Origin of the sequence: Methanobacterium spitsbergense (assembly GCF_019931065.1) — an archaeon.
Taxonomy (GTDB): Archaea; Methanobacteriota; Methanobacteria; order Methanobacteriales; family Methanobacteriaceae; genus Methanobacterium_B; species Methanobacterium_B spitsbergense.
This window is the reverse complement of the sequence record NZ_JAIOUQ010000013.1, coordinates 87,917-109,821: the sequence shown is the minus strand read 5'-3', so window position 1 is coordinate 109,821 and position 21,905 is coordinate 87,917. Positions and strand designations below refer to the sequence as shown.

The window sequence follows — 21,905 nt, the reverse complement described above, 5'->3', positions numbered from 1 at the left end:
TCAATTTCCAAAATCGAATTATACCTATTGTTTATCTAGTTCTGTGTGTAATCTTGATAATATTCTTGCCAGTGTTACAACATCTTCCCTGTTGTGTTCTACGATAGGAATTAAAGGTCCTATGTTACCTGTTTCATCGTATGTTTTATAAAATGATGGAACCATACTGCTGGGTACATCATCTTCACGTTCAAAATTAAAAAGATGTTTTTCAAGTGTTTGCAATTTGCAATTTGGCAGCTGATCTTTCCATGTTCGTCTCGAGAAGTGTAAAAGGTCCAGATGATGTCTTTGGAGGTTTTGTTTAATTCCATGATATCTCATTCTCTCTTTTATATATGGAAGATCAAATGTCTGTCCATTAAAACTAACAAATACTGTGTCTTCATCTACATGCGATAAAAATGCTTCTAATGCTGCTCCTTCCTCTTCCAAGTCCCTTAAAAGGTATTGATCAACAACTATATTTTTAGATTCAACACTTGCTACCCCTATCAGTATGAGAGGCACACTTTTAAGCCCAAGTGTTTCTATATCAAGGAAAAGATAATTTTCATCAGGTGAAAAACAGGAAGAATAAAGGGCTGATGGATGGGATTTAGGGTATCTATTGGAAACATAATCTGTTATTCTTGAAAAATCACCCTCTTCTACTATTTCAACTATTTCACAGGCATCATTTGAATATCGGGGATGTTCCCTTAGATCTTCAATAGTTTCATAACCCTTTAACCTTAGAATTTCTGCCTTCGAGTCCCCAATACCTTTTATAAGTTTTAGATCGTTTAAAATATTATTTTTGGCTTTTGGTTTACTTATTGTGCTTAATTTCAGTTTTCGACTCTCTTTAATTTTATAACATGAACCTTGTTTTGTTTCAAACTCTTCGCCTTTGAAGTAATCTTCAATAGATTTTTCTTCATAGGTTTCAATAAGTTTTGACCTTAAAATTTCTGTTTCTGTTGATCCATAAGAAGACATTATCAATTACTCCATTTCATAATATTCCAGCATGTTAAAGATAGGGATTTTCAGTTCTACCCTTGGAAAAATATATTTATACTCTAAAGATGATATTATATTATAATGTTATTGGTATATTAAATTGGAGGGGTAGAAATAATGAAAAAATATATTTTTATTGTAATTGCTCTTGTTGGACTGGTTGTACTCGCATCGGGTTGTACTAGCACACCAGGAAACAATACAACATCGACAAAAACCTATAATGCAAATGGAATATCATTTAATTATCCATCAAGTTGGTTTATCCTTGCCGATAACACAACCGAAAATGGAACTGTAATAGCACTTGGAGATGTATCATTCAACCAAACAAATGGTACACAAGGTAATGGTGTAACTATGATAAAGTTAGCACAAAATGCCAATTCAACTACTGATTTAGCTGATCTAAAAACTCAATTATCATCTCTGAATGGAACTAACAGCACAGTAACCATAGCCGGTGTGACAGCTAATGAAACAACTATCAATCTTAGCTCAAACAATACAACTGCCCAGTTAAAATTCATTGACTTCCAAAAAAATAATTTCCAATACTTGATACAGTATGTAACAGTTTCTTCAGACTTCCAAACACAGGCAGGATTATTTGACACAATAACAAAAAGTTTGAAAGTACAATAAAAACTTAATTCTTTTTTTTCTATTTTTTTTAATTAAAAATAATTATCGTAAAATTCCACTTACAAATCACTTAATTTTGGAATAAAGTCTATTTTTCACGATTTTAAATGAATTCCAATTGATTTATTTAAAAAGATCATATTAAAACTATTTTAATTTTACTTGTTAATTCAAAACATTCATTGTATAATACTAAGATATTTTTATAAGAACAAGTTTATAATGTTCTTAAAAATTGTAATCTTAAATGAAAATTTAATTAATTCTTAATATTCCCACAATATTTAAATATGGAGTTAATATGGAATATAAACCTTCATTATCGATTAAAAATTTTATAATACTCAGTTTTGTAATTGTAATCAGTTTTGCATTAATTTCAATACTGCTAAGTAGTCGACCATTAGTGCGGCAATATTTCAGTGATATATTTACTCCTTTAATTGAGTTAATGGTTATTATAATCCTGTTCTATGCAACAACACGATCTCACGGTCGATTCAAAATAGCTTGGATATTAATAATGGCATCTGTTGTATCATATACATTAGGTGACATATACTGGGCAATTTTAGAGCTTGGATATCATACCAATCCATTTCTTTCCATTTCAGATATTTTCTACCTACTATTTTATCCTTTATTTGCATTGGGATTATATTACCTCTCACGGTTTTCTTTAAATCGTAGCGAAAAAATTAAAATATCACTCGATATGGGAATAATAATAGTTACTATTAGCCTTATATTCTGGACTTTTTTAGTTATACCCGCACTATCCGGTGAAGAAACCTTAATATCAACTATTATATCCATAATCTATATAATTGGAGATCTATTACTCTTTTTTGTTTTATTAAGAGTGATTTACAGCAAGTTTAGCGAACTTTATGCACCTGTAATATTTTTGAGCTTTGGAATTTTAGTCCAAATATTCACAGACACTATTTTTGCACTTCAAACATTACAGGGAACATATATTTCAGGAGGATTGTTTGATACGGGATGGATATTAAGTTTTGTTTTGATAGGTATAGCTGCATACATACAGGCCAGCCCAGAAAAAATGGAACTAAAAAGATATACTCAAATAAAAATATGGATTCAAAGATCCAATTTTGTAACCTATCTCCCACTTATATGGGTGGTAATAGCATTCACACTACTTACATGGGCAAATGAAAATTTATCCCATTCCAATATTGAAATCATTGAAATAGTTGTTGGATTTATTATTGGACTCGTAATTATTAGACAAGTTATAACTCTAAATGATAATAGAAACCTGTATACAGCTGTACAGAAAGAAAATCTTGACCATAAAAAAACAGAAGAATTACTTATTAAAAGTGAAAAAAAGTACAGAGAATTGGTTGATAATTCAATGGTTGGAGTATATAAAACCGATCTAAACGGAGATATATTGTTTGCAAACAATGCAATGGTAAAAATGTTTGGTTATGATAATATAGAAGATATTAAAACAATTAAAAGCACACAGCTCTATAAATATCCCAAAGACAGGGAAAAAATGATTGATTTACTAACAAGCAAAGAACAAATCAGTTATCATGATGTTGACATGGTTACGAAAGATGGAAAAACATTGACAGTACTCCTTAGTGCAAGTCTTGAAGATAATACTATTTCTGGAATGTTAATGGATATCAGCGAAAGAAAAAAAGCTGAAGAAGCACTATTAGATAGTGAAGAGAAATACAGAACTCTATTTGAGGCAAATCCCATATATACTATTTTACTGGATGTAAATGGTAAAATTTTGGATATAAACGATATCACAGCAAATTTAAGCGGTTTACCCAAGGAAGAATTGATTGGCAAATCATTTAATGAACTGGACTTTTACCAAACAGAAGACTATTCAGAGCAAAGAATCAAATTTCAAGAAGCATTGAACGAAAAATCACCACCACTATATATTTCAAAAGTAACAATCAATGGAAACAAACATTGGATAGAAAACAGATTTACATTACTTAAAAATGACGATGAAAGATCCATACTTCTTATTGCCAATGATATTACAGAAAGTAAAAAGGCAGAAAAAGAGATAAAATCCTCACTTAAAGAAAAGGAAAATCTCTTAAGGGAAATACATCACCGAGTGAAAAATAATATGCAGATCATATCAAGTTTGCTAAATCTGCAAACAAAATATGTAAACGATGCGGAAGCAATTAATGTTCTACAGGAAAGCCAGAACAGAGTTAAATCCATGGCCATGATACACGAAAAAATTTACCAATCAAATGATCTTGAAGAAATAAACTTTGCTGATTATATTCAAAGTCTTATATCAAACCTTTTTTATACCTACAACATAGACAAAAACCTTGTTAAATCAACTTTCAAAATAGAAAATATCACATTGAATATGGAAACAGCTGTTCCATGCGGCCTAATAATCAGTGAACTCATATCAAACAGCTTAAAATATGCATTCCCCAATAAAATGCATGGAGATATTACAGTATCCCTCAAATCCATTGAAGATACATACGAACTCATGATCAAAGACAATGGAATAGGATTACCCGAAGGACTAGACCTAAATAATCTAGAATCCCTGGGATTATTACTTGTAAAAGTTTTAACAGAACAAATTGAAGGGGAATTAATTATCAATTCCGAAAATGGAACAGAATTTAAAATTCGCTTCAAAGAATTGGAATACATTAAAAGATTTTAAAAAAAAAGAAAAAAAGAGATTTATTCATATATTGATTAAATCAGACTAATCTCTGCTGGCTTCTTCTTCACTTGTCATATAATTATATGCTAAAGCTGCCAGAATAGCACCGACTATTGGTCCAATTATATATATTGGAAGATACATCCATAAATTGAGACCACCCATTAATGAATCTCCAAGATATGGGCCAAATGTCCTTGCAGGGTTTAAGGATGAACCCGATATGTTACCAACTGTTGTTATAACACCGGCTACTGTCAAACCTATAATTATACCTGCAAATCCTGGAGGGGCTCTTTTGTCAACTGCAACACCCATTATGGCCAGCATTAAAAGGAATGTTCCAACTAGTTCTGCTAAAATAGCCTGTACATAGCCAATTCCTGGAAAAGGAGCTGTAGCACCCAGTCCACCAATTGTAACTGCACCCATACCAACAATCACAGCAAATAATATACTGGCAACAGATGCACCAGCCAGCTGTGAAACAATATAGGGAATCACATCACGTCCTGGGAATTTTTTAACAGACCATAAAGCAATTGTAACTGCAGGGTTAATATGACATCCCGAAATATTTCCAAGAGCATATATAGCAGCTGCAATTGCCAATCCAAAGGCCAGACCAATAGCAAGCCAATCTGCTAATCCTCCAAGAGCACCAATTCCTATGTTAAATGCATTTGGAGCAGCAGTTCCCTTGGTGATCATAAGAGTGATTGCAGCGGCACCTGCACCCATAAAAACCAGGAAAAAGGTACCAATAAACTCGGCAAGCATCCTCTTGGTTAAATTAGCCATTATTTACCACCTTTTAAAGCTGCATAACAGGCAGGACACAGTATTCTTGGCATGTTTTTACTGACTTTTTCAGAGGGAAATGGATAACCACCCTCCCATATAGTTACATCTTCTCTTATTGCATGATCCAGGCACACACCCATTCCACATACAATACAAATGGCAACAGCGTCTTTATCTTTACCTTCCATTGCATCCACATAACATTTCATTTTAAACCACCATCCTCGTTAAAAATCATACAGTAATTTTAAAATTTTTTTTGATATGATCTCTATACGGCTTCTTTCCACTGGCATGCACAGTGTCTGAAATCAACAAGACATGCAGATGCACAGTTTTTACATACTCTTGCAGGAGAAGCTGGATTTTCTTTATGGAGGGCTATGATATTGGTCATCATGGTAGCTGTAACTGGTTCGCTTGTTAATAGACATGGATAATCTGCAAGACGCATAAGAGCTGAGAAACGTACAGATATTGCACATGCTGGGTATGCATAGCGTTGAGGATTCATTATAACATTATTTTTATGAACAGGATCCAGATCAACCTTATAACCAGCAACTTCAGGTGCTAATTTTCCCCTTGAACCGTTTTTCATTCTCCTTTCCTTGTCTAAGTACTTCCATCCCCTATAGATCATGTCCATGAAGTCACAGTTATGAAGTTCTGCTGCAGCACCTCTAGTTGGATAAAGCTGAACATAGTTATGGAATCTCTTGGTTAACAGATCAACAATCATTGGTGCATTGAAACCATCAAGTTCCAACATATATTCAACTGCACATGCAGAAGCTCCAGTTGCTAGTGATAGAGGTTCATATTCATTTTTGAAATTTGGAAGTGCCTGGTTAAGTGTTTCTGCCATAACACCGGTTGTTGCCTCTATTACAGCCATTATCACATCATCTTTACACATGTTATATGTTGACTGTGCAATATGGTGAGATATATCCCCCACACAGTAAGCAGGCACAGTAACTATATTTCCGTAGTGAACATCATCTTCAACAGCATTCAAAACAGTTTCAGTCATTTTCTTCTTGTACTCTGCCATATACTTCCTTACATCAAATGATTCATGCCCCATCGAATCCATGAGCTTGGCCTGTGCCTCAATTGGACTCTCATATATGTACTGGATCATTGCAACTTCCATTTCAATTGCATCGTTTAATGTCCTGCCCTCTTCAACCTCTGTTGTAAATACCTCACCAATACCATAGGAGGTGTTCATACCCCAAGATTTTGCCGATAGTATTGCCTGTTTATGGGCATCAGGTATATCCACATGTTTCAATATTCTGTTAACTATGTTACTTGTACTTCCAGGTATGAGTGCAAAGTCAACAACACATGTAGGACCATAAAATCCACCATAACGCCTAACAACTTCACGACCAATTAATGCCTCTGCCTTACCAATACCCTCTATAAACTTATCAACACTGTCTTTGAATGATTCATCATTTTCATAGAGAATTTCAAGTACTGCAGGTGTCTGGTAATGTTCAACAAATGGATCATCTTCAGGTCTAATTGTATCTGTAAGATTTACCAAAGTATTGTAGTGTGTCTTAACCGAATTTACATGTAAATCAATAACCGATTTACTCTGACCATCTGCCACTGTCATTTCATTAACAACATCCAAATATGGTTTTGTATCTGTTATTTTAAATTTCCCACCCCTATTTTTACTAATGGTATCAACATCAGCTCTTTGTGCCGCAAGGGCTTCTCTTACCATTTTTTCATATAGTTCTGCCATTTTATCACCGGTATATATTATGTATATGATAGAAGATATAATTTTTCAACACTGCATTAGGGTCCATATACATTTAATAACAATGCAAAGATGTGCCCAAAATAATAAAAATAATAGTATGAAAATATTATATATAAACTTGGAATTGTTTATATAAATTTATAAGGTTATTTGTAGATATTAGTAAGAAAGGAGTGATTATTGTGGCGGATGAGCATCCTAGAATGAAATTTTTTATTAGAAATTTAAAAAATGACCAGTGGAGGGTTCGTGAAGAATCTGCTGAGGCTTTGGGGGAAATTGGAGATAAACTTGCTGTTGAACCACTGATAGAAATTTTGAACGATGAAAACTGGCATGTTAGAGAAGCAGCAGCACTTTCCCTGGGAATTCTTGACGATTCGACTGCAATGGAACCTCTGATAAACATGCTACAAGATGAAAAGGACAGTGTAAGATATGGTGCAGCACTTGCATTATCATCAGTTGGTGATAATTCTGCAATTAACAATCTTAAACTGGCAGCTAACGATGAAAGTTTGATGGTACGACAAATTGCTGAATTTGCAATCGAAGAAATAAACTCACGAACATTGGAATGAAAAATGTTACTCAAAGTAATAATTGGAAACAATTAAAGTGGAATTATAACCGAAATAAGACTATAATGTAGATAAAATAATAAATCAAGGATTAGTCTGATATTTTAATTATTATAATTAGGAAAAAATCATTAATAATTTTTAACAGTTATGAGTGGGGATATGAAATGATCAAAACACTAGTGATTTACAACAGTAAGTATGGAACAACAAGAGATATGGCTAGAATCATATCACTTATTACAGGACCTGCAATTTACAGCACCGTTGATGAGTTTAAAAAGGAGTATATTGACTTTGACTTTATTGTAATTGGAACACCCATTTACTCTGAAAAAATAGATCCATCAATAAAAAAATTTGCAGAAAAAAACAGAGAATGGCTTAAAAATAAACCATTATCCCTTTTCTGTACCTGTTTAGACAAAAATGGAGGATTAGAAAGACTCACTGAACTTCAAAACTTAATCGGTGTAAGAGCTCTAAGCTTGAAAGCAATTGGAGGAAAGTTAATTGTAGAGGATTTAGACCAAGAAGATCAAGAACAGCTTAAAATATTCTTAGATAGAGTTAATCTACCAATGGAAGACATGGATTTCTACAATCAAGATGAGGTAGTAAAATATTCCCTTAAACTTAAATCAATCAAAGAAAAGCTCATGGCCCCAGTTAAATCAGAAGAACTTAAAACTGCTGTTGAGGAATTTCTAACAACACATAACACATGCACACTAACAACAGGCCATAACAAAACAGTTAGATCGACACCAATCGAATACAACTACAAAGACGGAAATATCTATATAGTGAGTGAGGGTGGAGAGAAATTTGCAAACCTACTATACAATAAAAATGTGTCTGTAGCTGTTTATGAAGACTACACTACAATGAACAATCTTAAAGGGATGCAAATAACAGGTGAAGCCTCTATAATTGGAAATGAAAGTCAGGAATACATCGATATATTAACATGGAAAGGACTCAATGCTGATGCAATTAAATCACTTCCAGTTAATATGAATATGATTAAAATAAAGCTAATTAAGGTTGAATTTTTAAATTCTAAATTTAAATCACAAGGTGCAGATGCAAAACAAATCTACAAATTTGAATAAATATTTGAATTATAATTGGTGAAAATATTGAAAATATAATGGAATACTTATCTTAAAATCAGGAAAATAAAAAAATAAATAAATTAAACTTTAACATAATAATAATGGGGCTTTATTTAAATGAAATGGAGGTAATGATAATGGCAGAGGGAAGAAATGTATTGTTCGGTATTTTAGCTATACTTTTAGGTTTAATTGTTATGGCATTTCCATTGATCAGTGTTTTTTTAGTTAGCGATATTGTTGCTATAGGAATAATATTCATAGGTGTTTGGTTACTTGCTCAGAGTATTGAAGCATGGAGCAGTAGTAAAGGACTTAGTATATTATCTTTGATACTTGGATTTATAGGTGTCATAGTGGGTATTGGACTATTTGGAAAGATAGTTGCATTCAGTATTTTTGCAGGATTAATAATCTACCTAGGAGGATTTTTCCTAATTATATCAGGTATATTAACCCTATTTTCAGGTAAAGGAAATGCAGGCAGATGGGGAGGTCTTCTTGGAATAATATTAGGTATACTCTACCTAATAGTAGGATTATACGCATTAAACCCATTCTATCTGGCCATATTAATAGGTATCTGGCTGGTACTAACAGGAATATTCATGTTATTTGCATCTGCAGACGCAGCTGTAGAAAAATAAATCCATAAATAATTTTAAGCCCCTAATTTTTTTTATTTTTTATACATTTTAAGGAGTTATTGATGTATAAAACAATTTAAAAAAGATTTAAAATATAATAACTATTTTATAAACATATAAAAACTTAATTCTTTAATTTAGTATCATTTTATTTTTTTTTGAATCTTTACTAGCCCTAAAATTAATATTTTAAATATAATTCATGCTGAATCAAAGATTATTTTGCTAATAAAAAACATAAAAAGCATTGATAAACCTCTTAACTTGTATAATCGGTGTGTAAAATGAATGATAATTTCGAAGATCAAATTAAAAAGAACAGAAATTTTCTAAAGGATAGCATTAGAAAGACCGTTGATTTTTCTAAAACCGGACAGAACACTGGAGTAAGTGCTCCTCCTGTTGAAAAACCCGTTAATAAAGGTGCTGATTTAATTGACCTTGTAGTTGATGAAAATTGGGAGAGCAAATATAAAATTCCGCTTGCAAAGGCAATGAAAAATAGAAAAAGCCATAGAAACTATGCTGGTGATCCATTGAGCTTGGAGGAATTATCATTTTTATTATGGGCAACACAGGGAGTGCGTTATGTTGAAGGTGTGAATGCCTATCGAACAGTTCCATCTGCAGGATGCAGACATTCAATGGAAACATATCTTGCAGTTTTCAATGTTAAAGGTCTTAAAAATGGAATTTATCGTTATCTTCCATTATCTCATAGACTTGTTTTTGAATTCCATGAAAAGGATTTAAACCAGAAAATAATTAATGCAACATTTGGCCAGCAGTTTGCAGGTCTATCAGCAGTAACATTCATCTGGACAGCCATACCCGAACGTATGGAATGGAGATATGGTCCTGCATCACATAAGGTTATTGCAATGGATGCAGGACACATGGGGCAAAATCTTTATCTGGCTTGCGAAGCAATAAACGCAGGTACCTGTGCAATTGCAGCTTACGATCAGGAATATGCAGATAAATTGCTACGCATAGATGGGGATAACGAGTTTGTAATATATTTTGCACCAGTTGGAAAGTTACACAAAACAAAAAACTAATATAGATAAAATTATTGAAAATAAAGTAATTTAATATCTTTATACAAAAAAAGATTTGGATGTGAAAAAATCTTTCATATTCCAATTTATATGTTCTTTTATTTGTTCTTTAAATAGGCCGGCTTCTTAACGATCTTTTACCAGTATAATATGGGCTACAACCATTCCACTTAAAAATATAAATGTTACTAGGGCTGTTCCATTTATAGCACGGTTTATTATGAATAAACCTAGAATCATCTGAGATACAAATCCTGCTAGCGAACCTATGAGTAATGCTTCCCTTCCCAGATATGTTTTGTTACCCCTTTCCCTTTTTTCTCTGTATTCTACCAATATTCTTAATCCTAAACATGTTACAAAGACACACCATAACAGTAAAAGCACCAGTACAATATATCCAAAGTCAAAAGCAAAACCGTAGATACCCGGTACAAAGTAGTCTATAATATCCTTCTTGGTAACCAGAGTTCCGAAGAAAATTTGATATGGAAGCCCAAATGTTAAAATTAAAGATATTGGAAGGGCTATATAACCACTGGAACTACCTGCATCGAGTGATCCCCAAAATGAACTTCCCTGAACATGTCCCCATAGCGTTGTGTTATGGATTACCAGTTGAAGGCTTGGAATGGCATTCTGCAATATCCTTTCAATCCTTAAAACAGGACTTATAAGGGACATTGAAAGTAATCTGGATAATCCCTCAAGCGAAACAAATGCAACAACAGTAATTAAAACAACAACAATAATTCTCTTAACTGTAATAAATGATTTTTGTCTGAAGGATTTTGATATAAGGAAAAATCCTAATAAAATTCCTAAAAACCATAAAATAAGGAAATCCCTGTGTACTAATCCACCAAAAATGGTTACAAGGATCATCATCAGAAATATAAGTCTCTTAATCTGAATTACTCCTATTCCCACTTCGTGCATAGTAGACAATGCTGCCCAGGCTGTTATAAAAACCATAACAGCTATAGGTCCATATGTATGTGTGAATTCATGCAAACCCAGAAATGGTATGAATAAGGCTAACATATCAAATCCGAAAAGTGCGGTTATTCCAATTCCCAAAATTAGGGAAAAGAATAATACACGACTCAATGACATTCTCAATAGATTAAATAGTAATAGAATTGCAATTTGCATTATTATTGCGAATTCCAATATAAATTGGAGATTATTTTCTGCTATTAAAACCATTTATCCACCTGTATCCAGAAAAAAATATTTTTTTTATGAATTACTTATTTTAACTGTATTTTTTTATAATAAAAATTTTAATGAATATAATTATAATGACCTTTACTTATATAAAAATATCTAATTTTATTATATATAATCCAATTAATACATTCATACGCCTAGAAAAAATGGATTTTGAATTTTTATAACAATAAATCTGCTAATTTATGTGATTTTTTTCAAAACAAATTTAAATGATCAAATAAATGTTAATAGAATAATATGTTTTTACATCCCATATACTCTATATAAAATATTTTAATATAATTATTTTAACAAAATTTTAATGACATACTTAAGATTGGAAGATTTTACAATGATTGAACAAATTAATATTACACTATTCCACATTATAAATCAATATGCCGGTGTAAATCCATCAATAGATATTATTGCTGTATTTATGGCACAATACATGCCTGTTGTGATTATTTTAGTACTAGCATACTTATGGATCAAGAATGGGAATAAACACCGTAAGATTGTATTATATGGAATTTATGCATCCCTAATTGGCCTTGTAATTAATTTAATAATTGGATTAATCTATTTCCATCCAAGACCATTCATGATCCAAATGGGCACACAATTGTTCCATTATCCCGCTGAAACTTCATTCCCATCTGATCATACCACATTCATGATTTCAATAGCTTTGATGTTGATATACTTTAAAGAAACAAGAATGGTTGGTATTGTACTCTTTATACTAGGATTGACAGGTGGATTAGCAAGAGTATTCAGTGGAGTCCATTTCCCCTTTGATATTTTAGGAGCAATTGTTGTTTCCATATTTTCATCAATACTGATTTATCAATTTAAAGATCGATTGAGTCCATTAAACAATGTTATCACAAGAATTTACATAAAATTATTTATAAAAATAAAAATATTCTTCAACAATTTATTAAATATTTCTGGAGTATTAATGTAAATGAAATATTCAAAGTCCATTTTAATCATAGCCGCAATTGTAATAATACTTGCTTCAACAGTTTATCTATATAATGGTTTCTTAAAAGAGGTTTACCCACCTCAAAACTGGAATCAGAAACAAATAGAACTTTTTAGCCATACAATGAATAACTTTAGTTTTACATTTTCAGGTGATGAACGTGATGATAATGGAAATTTCTCCAAGATGATAACTAATATAAATTCCAATTATCCCAACATATCCTTCAATATCAATGGTGGAGATCTAAAATCCAGTCCAAGCGAACTTCAAAACTTCAAAAATGAATATTTAAACCCCAGTAAAAATGCACATTTCATTAAACCAATACTTTTCGTAATTGGAAATCATGAAATTATTAATGATCCCACGGAATCAAAGTTCCAGAATATATTTGGTTCACCAACTTACTACAATTTCACAGAAAATAACGCTTACTTCATAGTGGTTGATAATGCCAATGGAAAACAACTGAACAGTACCCAGTTATCATGGCTGAAAAATCAACTAAATTTAAGTCAAAACTATAAGTATAGATTTGTATTTATGCACATACCCTTATTCAGCCCCCAGGGAGAAGAATCTGGAATGAAAAACAATGGAACTGGCGGTGCAAACGATCTTAATTCACTTTTTGATGCTGAAAATGTTACCATGCTATTTACATCCCATGTACACAATTATTATACCGGAATATGGGGTAAAACACCTTATATTATAAGTGGCGGAGCAGGTGCACCTCCAGAAAATGGTCATCCACCCAACCATCATTATATTGTTGTAAATGTATCCAACCAAAATGTTACTTACACATATGTACCCTACTGAATCAAATCTCTTATTTTTATTCATATAAATCATCAAATTCTAAAATAATAGATTTAATATCTACTTAAAACTAATCAAAAGAATTATTTCTACCAAGAAGTAACCATTATTTATTGAATTATAATAAACAAATTATGATAAATTTTATAATTTGTAGACAATAAAGAATAACAATAAGAAATTATTATTTGTTTCAGCATAATTTACCATAGGATTATCTTAAATAATGAGTAATTAAATTACATTATATGGATGTAATATAATTTAGAGGATTGAAAAATGGATAATAATGTCAAGTATTTGACTTTGTCAATTATTGGGTTGATTGTTATTGTTGCGGGTTATGTTTTACTAATTCAATCAGCACCGCAGGGACCAGTCGCACAGTCATATGTTAGTAATTTAACCATTATAAATTCCAATGGAAGTAATATCAATGGAGTTTTTGTGATAAACGGTGTAGTGCAGAATAATAATCCCTTTAACATCACCGTGATCAATTTAAATGCAAGTGGTTACAACAGCACAGGTAAATTAGTTGATACAGGGGATGGTTTCACAACAACAACACCAATTGTTGCTGGTGGAACAGGCAACTTTACAATATCACTATATGACCCACAAATGCAGGTTAAGACTTATGTTGCCCAAGTAGAAGATGCATCTAAATGATATAAAATAACTTGAAAAATATTAAGATTATATTTTAAATGAATTGTAAGGTGAGTATATGAGCGAACAAGACGTGGAAATGTTCTACAAACAGGCTATGTCCTATTTAGGACAAGGAGAAATAGATAAAGCCATAGAATTTTTTGATAAAGCATTAAAACTTGATGACTGGTATTTACCTGCTTGGAATGATAAAGGGGTAGCACTACTGGAGAAAAAAGATTATGTTCAAGCATTAAATTGCTTTGAAAAGGTTGTACTTCTAGATCCTGTAAGTAGCATGCCATTATATAATAAAGGATATGTTCAACTGATTTTAGAGAACTATTCCGATTCCATAGAAACTTTTGACTCTTTCCTAGAAATGTATCAAAATAAGGATGATTTCTACAAATACGCACTCTTCCTTAATGGACAAGCACATTATAATCTAAAGGAATACAAACAGGCACATGAATCACTTGAAGAAGCAATACTTCATGATAAAACTTTTAAAGAAGCACGTGAACTCATCATAAAAGTTTTAAATGAAGAAAAAAAGATAAAATAGCAATAAACTATAGTTATACAAAAAATCTTCAAAATATAATAAATGGAATAAAAAGTTTTCTTAATGGAAGAAACATTGTAAATCCTGAATTTATATTAAAAAACATAATAAATAAATAAATTTAATCAATTAAACAAATTAAATGTTATTCACATCTTCTATACAGTTATCCATATTTTCCATAGCAAGAAGGATTAACTGTGTACCAATATCTCCCCTGAAGATTCTCCGTGCATTCAATAACAGTTTCTTATGCCCTTTTATAGGGAAAATATAATCAAATTCATAGTTATTTATTTCATTATTTTCGGGAAGAACATCCTCTAAAAGGCTTTTAAGCGATTTAATATCCCAAGTACCCCCACCAACTGCATATAACTTCTCCCCTTCAGTTTCTGATTGTAATAAATCAAATGTGGAATAAAATGAAAGATTGGCAGAAATTATCCTTAACTTTTCATCCAAAACAACTAAAGGTTCGTGTACAGTGTTGATTATATCCTCAGCATAACCCAATGCAGACTGTATTTTTTCCTGTGTAGTTTTAAGGTTAGTTATATTGATAAAAGTGATAGTAACACCATCAATAACATTCTGTGATGTTTTATATGGCATAATTCGAACTTTGTACCATGCATCATCCTTTGTTTTAACTTCTTTTTCTTTAAATGCTAATTTTTCAATTACCTGTGTAATATCGTCCATTAGATCGGGATATGTAATGGATGTTGCAATATCACTTAGCGGGCGTCCAATATCCGATTCAATTAATTTAATTAATTTAGTAGATTCTTTTGTAAAACTTCGGATTTTTAAATTATTATCAACAAATATAATAGCTATTTCCGAGCTGTTAAACAAGTTGATCATATCGTCGTTTATCCTTGATAGTTCGTCTATTTTAATCTGGAGTTCGCTGTTAACTGTACTTAACTCCTCGTTAGTTGACTGTAATTCTTCCTTTGAAGTTTCCAGTTCTTCATTAGTGCTTTGAGATTCCTCATTTAATGATTGTAGTTCTTCATTTGCAGATTTAAGCTCCTCATTGGAAGTTGTCATTTCTTCAATATTGGCTTTCAAACGTTCTTTAGTCAATTTAAGCTCATTTTCCAGAGATTTAATATGTTCATTATTGTTGGAATCATTATGTAAGTTTATCTTCTCTTGGTCAAGGTTTTGTGCATTTGATTCTTCGAATGAAACAATCAACAACCCCCTAACAGAGTCTTGATTATTTATCGGCTTCACAGTGAGTTTAATATAGTTCTTATTATCTTTAGTATCCACTTGAAGACTATCAAATACAACTTCCTTATTATTTGATATTGCATTTTGAATTGCTGTACTTAAACCTAATTTTATACCTTCCTTTGCCATTTCAAGTATGTTCATATGGGCTCTTCCAGGAGATGGTTCTAAATATTTACCCAAACGACCATGTATAAATAATATATCCCCTAATTTATTGATTAAAGCTGATGGGGGTACATATATATCTATCAAGTTTTTTTCAGCTATTTTAATGATATTGAAATCTGTTCGTCCTTTTTTTAAATCTTTTAAAGCAAATTGATTGTTCCAATATGTATGTGGCTGTTGATAAGAGATTTTGCGGGTTTTAATGTTATCAAACAATACACGACTGGATTTAACACATTTAAATATCTTCCATTTATTGTCTATAACCGAAAATGCATCTAAAAAATCTCCAATATTTTCAGAAGGACCTATAAATAAAATTCCATCCTTTTTCAATGCATAGTTCATGTTTGAAAGCACTCTTTCCTGTGCTTCAGATTCCAAATATATAAGTAGATTCCTGCAACTGATTAGATCGAGTTTGGTGAAGGGTGGATCTGATATAACGTTATGGTTTGCAAATATCACCATATCGCGTATATCATTTTTAATGGTGTATAAATTATCTTTTTTATAAAAGAATTTATGAAGCCTTTCATGTCCTATATCCTCTGAAATATTGGTATATGTACCGGAACGAGCAATTTTTATGGAATTAGGATCAAGATCTGTACCAAAAATTTGAACCTCCAAATTTTTGCCTGTTTCTTCCAAAAGTTCCCGTATGATTATTGCAATTGAATATACTTCTTCACCGCTTGAACATCCTGGAACCCATATCCTTAATATATCTGTATTATTCTTCTCCTCTATCGTGTCCTTTAAAGCATCCTGTTTAAGCGATTCAAAAGCCTCAGGATCTCTAAAGAAATTGGTTACACCGATTAAAAATTCCTGGAACAGCTGATCAATTTCTTCAGGGTTTTCCTGGAGGTATCTCAAGTATTGGGGCATTTCTACAATTTGATGTATGTTCATACGCCGCCCTATACGCCTATTAATCGTGCTTTTTTTATACTTTGAAAAATCTTGACCAGTTCTGTTTCTTATTAATAGAAATATCTTCCTGAGTGCTTGAATAGTTTCATCTTCAGGGTTTAATATTTTATTGAGGATCTTACTCGAAGATCGATTGTATGAAAGGAGTTTATCTGGAATTTCTTCGGGTGCAAGTACCATATCCACAAGTCCTGTGTTAATGGCATTCATGGGCATAGCATCGGATCCAGCTGTTGATGGATCTTGGGCTATACATATCCCCCCATTAGCTTTAATAGCATTCAAACCATCTGACCCATCGCTACCAAAACCTGAAAGAATAATACCCACACTTCTATCCTTTTGATCCTTAGCTAAGTTTGTGAAAAAATAATTAACAGGCAATCTAAGACCATGGGGTTCGAAAGGTTCCATTAACTGGAGTTTTCCATCTAAAATACCCATATCCTTATTTGGAGGAATAATATAAACATGCTCAGGCTGGACTTTTTGGCCGTCTTCAACCTCTAAAACTTCCATAGACGTGTATCTAGATAAAATATTAACCAAACCACTTTTATGGGTTGGATCCATATGTTGCACAATTATAAATGCCATTCCATTATTTTCAGGTATATTGGAAATAAATTTTCTCAGAGCATCCAGTCCACCTGCTGACGCTCCAACACCAACATATAAAAATTTAGACGAATTTGAATCAACATTACCCATATTTTTGATTGTGTTTACCATTTTAAACAACCTCAGCATAAATAATAAAATTATAAATATTATAAGTCTATTTCATATTTTGAATACAAAATATTTCTATTTTATTATATTCAATATTTATATTTGGAATTATGATTAAATATTTCCTCTATTTAAGTGTGATGTAAAGAAGTAAACTTAGATGGAAAGATGTATTTAACTTGAAATAGTTTAAAAATTTAAGAAAAACAGTCTATAAAAAACATAATATGGAGATGTTGACACTTTTAAAAAAGTTCCATATATCTTAAAAAAAAGAGAATTTATTTTATTATAACAATTGATTGGTCTTTATTCATATATTACAGCAGTTCCAGTTGCTGTTACAATTAAAGCACTACCCTGAAATCCACCCATTGAATTGTAGTCCAATGAAACATCTACAACTGTATTTGCACCTAAAGCTTTGGCATTTTCAAACATTCGAGTTATTGCAACTTTTCTGGCATCTCCCAGATTATAATCAGCCAGTTTGGTTGGTTCATTGATCTTTGAAAGCTTTTCAACAAAGCCATCTGTTTCAGTTTCTTGTGCAACTGCCTCTCCAATTACCAATCCAATACTCTTTTTCACCCTTCCACCATCAATTGGTGGTATGGATAATAGTGGAATATCTAGTTTATCAAGGAATATTTCATCTGCAGGGGGTTCAACTGTTCCTTGTGTTTCTTCTTCCATGGTAGTTCCCCGAATTTTAGATGGTAAAAAAACCATGAATGCTACCAATTTTTTGATAATACCCAGCCCAACAACAAATAAAATATAATTCATTAATATAGGGAATGCTGCTTGTATTGTAAGTATTATTGCAATTATGGTAATTAAACTGAGTGTAGCAGGATTATTTGTTATTATTCCTAGAATGATCCAACCATAAATATTGATTATTATAAATGTTAATATTGCACTGATAGCTCCTGTGCTTTTACCATACTTTCTCCGGGCTATTACAGTTTCAACAAAGCCTGCAGCTAGTGGCGACACTATATACATTATGTTAAATCCGAATATAATCAGATGAAAGTAGATACATAGGTAAGCTGAAAAGAATCCAACTAAAATTCCCAGGACTATTGCTGTAATTGCCCAGCGTTTTTCTATAAGTGATTTTGTTACAGATGCCAAATATGTCACCTTCAAAATTAATTCTTACTTTCCAATTATTCTTTGTATGAAACTGCAGTTCCAAAGATGGTGACCATTATGGTATTTCCCATAGTTCCACCTAAATTATGATATGCCACACGAGTTCCTATAACTGCATTAGCACCTTTATTCTCGGCTTTTTCTTGCATGCTCTTGGTTGCCAAGTCTCTTGCATTTGTAAGCTCTTCTTCATATTTAGAAGTCCTGCCCCCTACAACATCTCTAACTCCGGAGAATACATCTTTATACATATTTGCACCTAACAGTGAATCCCCTGTAACTAAACCATAGTATTCAATTATTTCCTTCCCTTCAATAGTTGGTGTGGTTAAAATCAGCATTTCTTACCTCCTCTTGAACATTATTACTATCTAATTTATGATTTATTCTATTTTAGTTTAGTGGTATAATCCAATTTTATGTTGTACAAACTTCTATATCTTCCATTTTTTTTGGCATTTTAAGCAATTGGAAAAAATGAATCAATTCCTGATGTTTATCATCGAATATATAAAACTTCAGTAAGAAATGATTATTCCAGAAAAAATTTATTATCATAAACAACAGAATAATATTAAAATATTATCCACATCATTAACTTTTTTGGGCTCAGAATTGGTGATATGTAACACTGGGGGTTTAATCAGTATGTCTGAGGATTTAAACTTTAGATCAAAGGAGTATTGGAATCATATTATTTGGGGACTCTTTTTAGGATTGCTGAGTGCAATAGGAGCTTACATCTTTATATTTGATAATGGATCTGGGGCAGAGTCTTCTTTTGCCCAATTTAAATAACTGGACACCATTTACGGGGCCATGGTGGATGGTAGTCGTAATGACATTGGTTGGTCTGATGGTTGGTTTAATCCATCGTTACACCTCAGCTAAACAGATAGATGTATTTGATTCTGTAGATAATGGATATATGGATCCAAAACCGGTACCATCATCTCTTTTAGTATCACTAATGTCATTGATAGGTGGTTTCAGTCTGGGACCCGAAGTGCCTACTGGTATGTTGGCCGGGGCACTGGGAAGTTGGGTTTCTAAGATTCGTGGGAAGGATTCTGAAACTACCAGGAGCAATGTTATAAGCGGTGTTTCAGGTGCATATTCTGGACTTTTTTCATCACCCTTTGCTGTGTGGATTATGTTACTAGAAACAACTCACTTCCAATCGATTGCATACTATGGAACACTGCTTATTGCCGGACTTGCAGCTGCAATAGGATTTTCCCTATTTTATGCACTAAATGGCATGGCATTGTCAAATCTTCTGGGTATTTTATTCCCACCAGCCTATGATTTACAGATCTGGCAATTGGGTGCAGGAATTGTGCTGGGAATATTAGCAGTACCCATAGCTATATTCTTTGTAATTGTTAACAAAATAATCAGCAGACTGGTTGAACCATTAAATAGTAAACCTATTGTACGAGGTACTTTAGGAGGGTTATTATTGGGTTTGCTGGCTGTTGCATTACCTACAACAGTTGGACTCGGTACAACTCAAATGTCAGTTGTTACTCAACAGGCAGCAGAAATTGGAATTATACTTCTTGTAATTATTGCTTTGGCTAAAATTGTAGCTTTAAGCGGAGCATTGAATTTTGGTTTTATTGGTGGTCCAATATTTCCACTACTTTTTGTTGGTTCGTGTTTTGGGGCTGTGATTCATTTGATTTTCCCACAGGTGCCATTGGCACTGGCATTGGGATGTATGATAGTTGCAGTACCGGCTGCAATTGTACCCATTCCCATTGCACTTGCTGGAATAGGTATTATAGTTGTGGGTGTACCATTTGCAGATGCAATACCAATCTTTTTAGCGGCATTAACTGCATTTTCCATAACACATGGACTGGGAATGATGGAAGATAACGGAAAGAAAACAAAAAGAACAGATCAAACAGAAAATTAAACTAGATTACAAATAGAAAAATCGAAATTCTTTATAAAGGTAAAATATTGAAATTTGATAATAAAGTTAAAACCCTAAAATAAATTTTTAAAAGAAAATCTTTGAATATTATATCTCAATAACTTTCATGGGTTAGTCAATTAAATTTTAATTTTTATATATAATGTTATACTTTTCTAATTAAAAGAAATTGCATTAAATGTGTTAATAAAGCATAATCCACCCATTTACTATCATCCTCATAATCTGATGAATTATAGATCCTATCAACAAAAACTTTCATTTTATCCCCCCACGATCTTATTGGTTTTAATCAAATATTTTTTTTTCAATAATTTATGATTCCTAATACGTCTTATTGTACCCTAATACAATTTATTGTTGAACAACACTATTAAATATTTTGATCAAAAAGATTAAAATTTACATCTTACTGCGTTATTGGCCATTAGAAGAATCTTTTGAATATATAATTACAAAATATGAGGAAGACAGGATTTTAGTAAACGAAAACTTTATATATATTCATATACCATTTATGGATATATCAAATTTTGATATATCTAAATTAAGTATAGTTGGTGTGAAATTATGAAAGAGAATAAAAAGCTTTCATCAGATGAATCAGAGCAAGATGAATTCAATGACAAAGATCATGAATTTGACTGTGACTCTGATATATTTAAATACCTTAAAGAGTACGATTTAAAACTCTTAAGAAGTATGAAAGGCTTTGGTAAAACCATGATTCTCTGGCGAATAAGTAAAGGAAGAACCCATGGTTACGAACTTATGAGTCAAATAAATAAAATCAGTCCTTCATCTGAAGAAACTGTAAGGGGACCAAGTAAAATATATCCTGTACTTCACAATCTGGAAGATGCAGGTTTGATTATTGGAACCTGGGAAGCACATGGTAAAAGAAAAGTAAAATATTATGAAATAACTGAAGAAGGTATTCAAACTCTCAAAAGGATTAGAAAAGTCTTCAGTTGCCATAAAACATCAATTCTAGAGGAATTCTGGAGAGACATGTTTTCCAAAAATGAATAGGGAGGGGTTATTACGAAATATGCAATTGAAACATTTGATCTAACAAAAAGAT

General features: G+C 32.1%; 21 protein-coding genes. 13 read left to right on the top strand and 8 right to left on the bottom strand.

Annotated elements, in window-relative coordinates:
• Positions 1 to 24 precede the first annotated feature (24 nt).
• Positions 25 to 981: a ribonuclease H-like domain-containing protein gene (locus K8N75_RS10770; protein WP_223792059.1), complete on the bottom strand. Its 957-nt coding sequence runs from the start codon at positions 979 to 981 to the stop codon at positions 25 to 27.
• Between the two features lie 141 nt (positions 982 to 1,122).
• Between K8N75_RS10770 and K8N75_RS10765 the strand changes: the two genes are divergently transcribed.
• Positions 1,123 to 1,650, top strand: coding sequence for a PsbP-related protein (locus tag K8N75_RS10765; RefSeq protein ID WP_223792058.1), 528 nt, complete (start codon positions 1,123 to 1,125; stop codon positions 1,648 to 1,650).
• 301 nt (positions 1,651 to 1,951) lie between these two features.
• Positions 1,952 to 4,360, top strand: a complete 2,409-nt coding sequence (locus K8N75_RS10760; RefSeq protein WP_223792057.1) for a PAS domain-containing sensor histidine kinase — start codon at positions 1,952 to 1,954, stop codon at positions 4,358 to 4,360.
• Between the two features lie 45 nt (positions 4,361 to 4,405).
• Here K8N75_RS10760 and K8N75_RS10755 read toward each other — a convergent pair whose 3' ends face one another.
• The 3 genes from K8N75_RS10755 to K8N75_RS10745 all read right to left on the bottom strand — a co-directional run bounded on the left by K8N75_RS10755 (position 4,406) and on the right by K8N75_RS10745 (position 6,938).
• A complete protein-coding gene (locus tag K8N75_RS10755) occupies positions 4,406 to 5,164 on the bottom strand; it encodes an MIP/aquaporin family protein (protein ID WP_223792056.1) in 759 nt (252 codons plus the stop codon).
• The gene (locus K8N75_RS10750; protein ID WP_223792055.1) at positions 5,164 to 5,376 is read right to left on the bottom strand and encodes a DUF2180 family protein; all 213 of its coding nucleotides are present in this window, start codon (positions 5,374 to 5,376) and stop codon (positions 5,164 to 5,166) included. Before K8N75_RS10750 ends, K8N75_RS10755 begins: the two co-directional genes overlap by 1 nt.
• Before the next feature lie 62 nt (positions 5,377 to 5,438).
• Positions 5,439 to 6,938, bottom strand: coding sequence for a DUF2193 domain-containing protein (locus K8N75_RS10745; RefSeq protein WP_223792054.1), 1,500 nt, complete (start codon positions 6,936 to 6,938; stop codon positions 5,439 to 5,441).
• 203 nt (positions 6,939 to 7,141) lie between these two features.
• Here K8N75_RS10745 and K8N75_RS10740 point away from each other — a divergent pair, with 203 nt between their 5' ends.
• From K8N75_RS10740 to K8N75_RS10725, 4 genes are all read left to right on the top strand, one after another.
• The gene (locus tag K8N75_RS10740; RefSeq protein ID WP_223792053.1) at positions 7,142 to 7,540 is read left to right on the top strand and encodes a HEAT repeat domain-containing protein; all 399 of its coding nucleotides are present in this window, start codon (positions 7,142 to 7,144) and stop codon (positions 7,538 to 7,540) included.
• Between the two features lie 167 nt (positions 7,541 to 7,707).
• On the top strand, positions 7,708 to 8,655 hold the full coding sequence (locus K8N75_RS10735) for a flavodoxin domain-containing protein (RefSeq protein WP_223792052.1): 948 nt from the start codon (positions 7,708 to 7,710) through the stop codon (positions 8,653 to 8,655).
• A gap of 140 nt (positions 8,656 to 8,795) precedes the next feature.
• Positions 8,796 to 9,305: a DUF308 domain-containing protein gene (locus tag K8N75_RS10730; protein ID WP_048190568.1), complete on the top strand. Its 510-nt coding sequence runs from the start codon at positions 8,796 to 8,798 to the stop codon at positions 9,303 to 9,305.
• A 284-nt stretch (positions 9,306 to 9,589) separates the two neighbouring features.
• Positions 9,590 to 10,366, top strand: coding sequence for a SagB/ThcOx family dehydrogenase (locus tag K8N75_RS10725; RefSeq protein WP_223792051.1), 777 nt, complete (start codon positions 9,590 to 9,592; stop codon positions 10,364 to 10,366).
• A gap of 126 nt (positions 10,367 to 10,492) precedes the next feature.
• On the opposite strand, the gene K8N75_RS10720 is transcribed toward K8N75_RS10725, so the two are convergent.
• Positions 10,493 to 11,575 carry a hypothetical protein gene (locus K8N75_RS10720; RefSeq protein ID WP_223792050.1) on the bottom strand — a complete coding sequence of 361 codons (1,083 nt, stop codon included), beginning with the start codon at positions 11,573 to 11,575 and terminating at the stop codon, positions 10,493 to 10,495.
• A gap of 358 nt (positions 11,576 to 11,933) precedes the next feature.
• On the opposite strand from K8N75_RS10720, the gene K8N75_RS10715 reads away from it, so the two are divergent.
• The 4 genes from K8N75_RS10715 (at position 11,934) to K8N75_RS10700 (ending at position 14,622) form a co-directional block, all read left to right on the top strand.
• Positions 11,934 to 12,551, top strand: a complete 618-nt coding sequence (locus K8N75_RS10715; RefSeq protein WP_223792049.1) for an undecaprenyl-diphosphatase — start codon at positions 11,934 to 11,936, stop codon at positions 12,549 to 12,551.
• Entirely contained in the window at positions 12,552 to 13,400 is an 849-nt protein-coding gene (locus tag K8N75_RS10710) for a metallophosphoesterase family protein (protein WP_223792048.1), read from the top strand. It abuts the gene before it with no gap.
• 279 nt (positions 13,401 to 13,679) lie between these two features.
• Complete coding sequence (locus K8N75_RS10705) at positions 13,680 to 14,072, top strand: hypothetical protein (RefSeq protein WP_223792047.1); 393 nt, start codon at positions 13,680 to 13,682, stop codon at positions 14,070 to 14,072.
• A 58-nt stretch (positions 14,073 to 14,130) separates the two neighbouring features.
• On the top strand, positions 14,131 to 14,622 hold the full coding sequence (locus K8N75_RS10700; protein ID WP_223792046.1) for a tetratricopeptide repeat protein: 492 nt from the start codon (positions 14,131 to 14,133) through the stop codon (positions 14,620 to 14,622).
• A gap of 138 nt (positions 14,623 to 14,760) precedes the next feature.
• Here K8N75_RS10700 and K8N75_RS10695 read toward each other — a convergent pair whose 3' ends face one another.
• From K8N75_RS10695 to K8N75_RS10685, 3 genes are all read right to left on the bottom strand, one after another.
• On the bottom strand, positions 14,761 to 17,712 hold the full coding sequence (locus K8N75_RS10695) for a chemotaxis protein CheB (protein ID WP_223792045.1): 2,952 nt from the start codon (positions 17,710 to 17,712) through the stop codon (positions 14,761 to 14,763).
• Positions 17,713 to 18,021: 309 nt separating this feature from the next.
• Positions 18,022 to 18,864, bottom strand: a complete 843-nt coding sequence (locus K8N75_RS10690) for a YbjQ family protein (RefSeq protein ID WP_223792159.1) — start codon at positions 18,862 to 18,864, stop codon at positions 18,022 to 18,024.
• Between the two features lie 26 nt (positions 18,865 to 18,890).
• The gene (locus tag K8N75_RS10685) at positions 18,891 to 19,217 is read right to left on the bottom strand and encodes a YbjQ family protein (RefSeq protein WP_223792044.1); all 327 of its coding nucleotides are present in this window, start codon (positions 19,215 to 19,217) and stop codon (positions 18,891 to 18,893) included.
• A gap of 307 nt (positions 19,218 to 19,524) precedes the next feature.
• On the opposite strand from K8N75_RS10685, the gene K8N75_RS10680 reads away from it, so the two are divergent.
• From K8N75_RS10680 to K8N75_RS10670, 3 genes are all read left to right on the top strand, one after another.
• Complete coding sequence (locus K8N75_RS10680; RefSeq protein ID WP_223792043.1) at positions 19,525 to 19,674, top strand: hypothetical protein; 150 nt, start codon at positions 19,525 to 19,527, stop codon at positions 19,672 to 19,674.
• On the top strand, positions 19,658 to 20,800 hold the full coding sequence (locus K8N75_RS10675; RefSeq protein ID WP_223792042.1) for a chloride channel protein: 1,143 nt from the start codon (positions 19,658 to 19,660) through the stop codon (positions 20,798 to 20,800). Before K8N75_RS10680 ends, K8N75_RS10675 begins: the two co-directional genes overlap by 17 nt.
• A gap of 591 nt (positions 20,801 to 21,391) precedes the next feature.
• A complete protein-coding gene (locus K8N75_RS10670; RefSeq protein WP_223792041.1) occupies positions 21,392 to 21,853 on the top strand; it encodes a PadR family transcriptional regulator in 462 nt (153 codons plus the stop codon).
• Positions 21,854 to 21,905: the final 52 nt, after the last annotated feature.

Excerpts from the sequence above, each read along its gene's own strand:
- K8N75_RS10770 (WP_223792059.1), bottom strand. The coding sequence starts at position 981 with ATGTCTTCTTATGGATCAACAGAAACAGAAATTTTAAGGTCAAAACTT.
- K8N75_RS10765 (WP_223792058.1), top strand. The coding sequence starts at position 1,123 with ATGAAAAAATATATTTTTATTGTAATTGCTCTTGTTGGACTGGTTGTA.
- K8N75_RS10760 (WP_223792057.1), top strand. The coding sequence starts at position 1,952 with ATGGAATATAAACCTTCATTATCGATTAAAAATTTTATAATACTCAGT.
- K8N75_RS10755 (WP_223792056.1), bottom strand. The coding sequence starts at position 5,164 with ATGGCTAATTTAACCAAGAGGATGCTTGCCGAGTTTATTGGTACCTTT.
- K8N75_RS10750 (WP_223792055.1), bottom strand. The coding sequence starts at position 5,376 with ATGAAATGTTATGTGGATGCAATGGAAGGTAAAGATAAAGACGCTGTT.
- K8N75_RS10745 (WP_223792054.1), bottom strand. The coding sequence starts at position 6,938 with ATGGCAGAACTATATGAAAAAATGGTAAGAGAAGCCCTTGCGGCACAA.
- K8N75_RS10735 (WP_223792052.1), top strand. The coding sequence starts at position 7,708 with ATGATCAAAACACTAGTGATTTACAACAGTAAGTATGGAACAACAAGA.
- K8N75_RS10730 (WP_048190568.1), top strand. The coding sequence starts at position 8,796 with ATGGCAGAGGGAAGAAATGTATTGTTCGGTATTTTAGCTATACTTTTA.
- K8N75_RS10725 (WP_223792051.1), top strand. The coding sequence starts at position 9,590 with ATGAATGATAATTTCGAAGATCAAATTAAAAAGAACAGAAATTTTCTA.
- K8N75_RS10720 (WP_223792050.1), bottom strand. The coding sequence starts at position 11,575 with ATGGTTTTAATAGCAGAAAATAATCTCCAATTTATATTGGAATTCGCA.
- K8N75_RS10715 (WP_223792049.1), top strand. The coding sequence starts at position 11,934 with ATGATTGAACAAATTAATATTACACTATTCCACATTATAAATCAATAT.
- K8N75_RS10710 (WP_223792048.1), top strand. The coding sequence starts at position 12,552 with ATGAAATATTCAAAGTCCATTTTAATCATAGCCGCAATTGTAATAATA.
- K8N75_RS10705 (WP_223792047.1), top strand. The coding sequence starts at position 13,680 with ATGGATAATAATGTCAAGTATTTGACTTTGTCAATTATTGGGTTGATT.
- K8N75_RS10700 (WP_223792046.1), top strand. The coding sequence starts at position 14,131 with ATGAGCGAACAAGACGTGGAAATGTTCTACAAACAGGCTATGTCCTAT.
- K8N75_RS10695 (WP_223792045.1), bottom strand. The coding sequence starts at position 17,712 with ATGGTAAACACAATCAAAAATATGGGTAATGTTGATTCAAATTCGTCT.
- K8N75_RS10685 (WP_223792044.1), bottom strand. The coding sequence starts at position 19,217 with ATGCTGATTTTAACCACACCAACTATTGAAGGGAAGGAAATAATTGAA.
- K8N75_RS10680 (WP_223792043.1), top strand. The coding sequence starts at position 19,525 with ATGTCTGAGGATTTAAACTTTAGATCAAAGGAGTATTGGAATCATATT.
- K8N75_RS10670 (WP_223792041.1), top strand. The coding sequence starts at position 21,392 with ATGAAAGAGAATAAAAAGCTTTCATCAGATGAATCAGAGCAAGATGAA.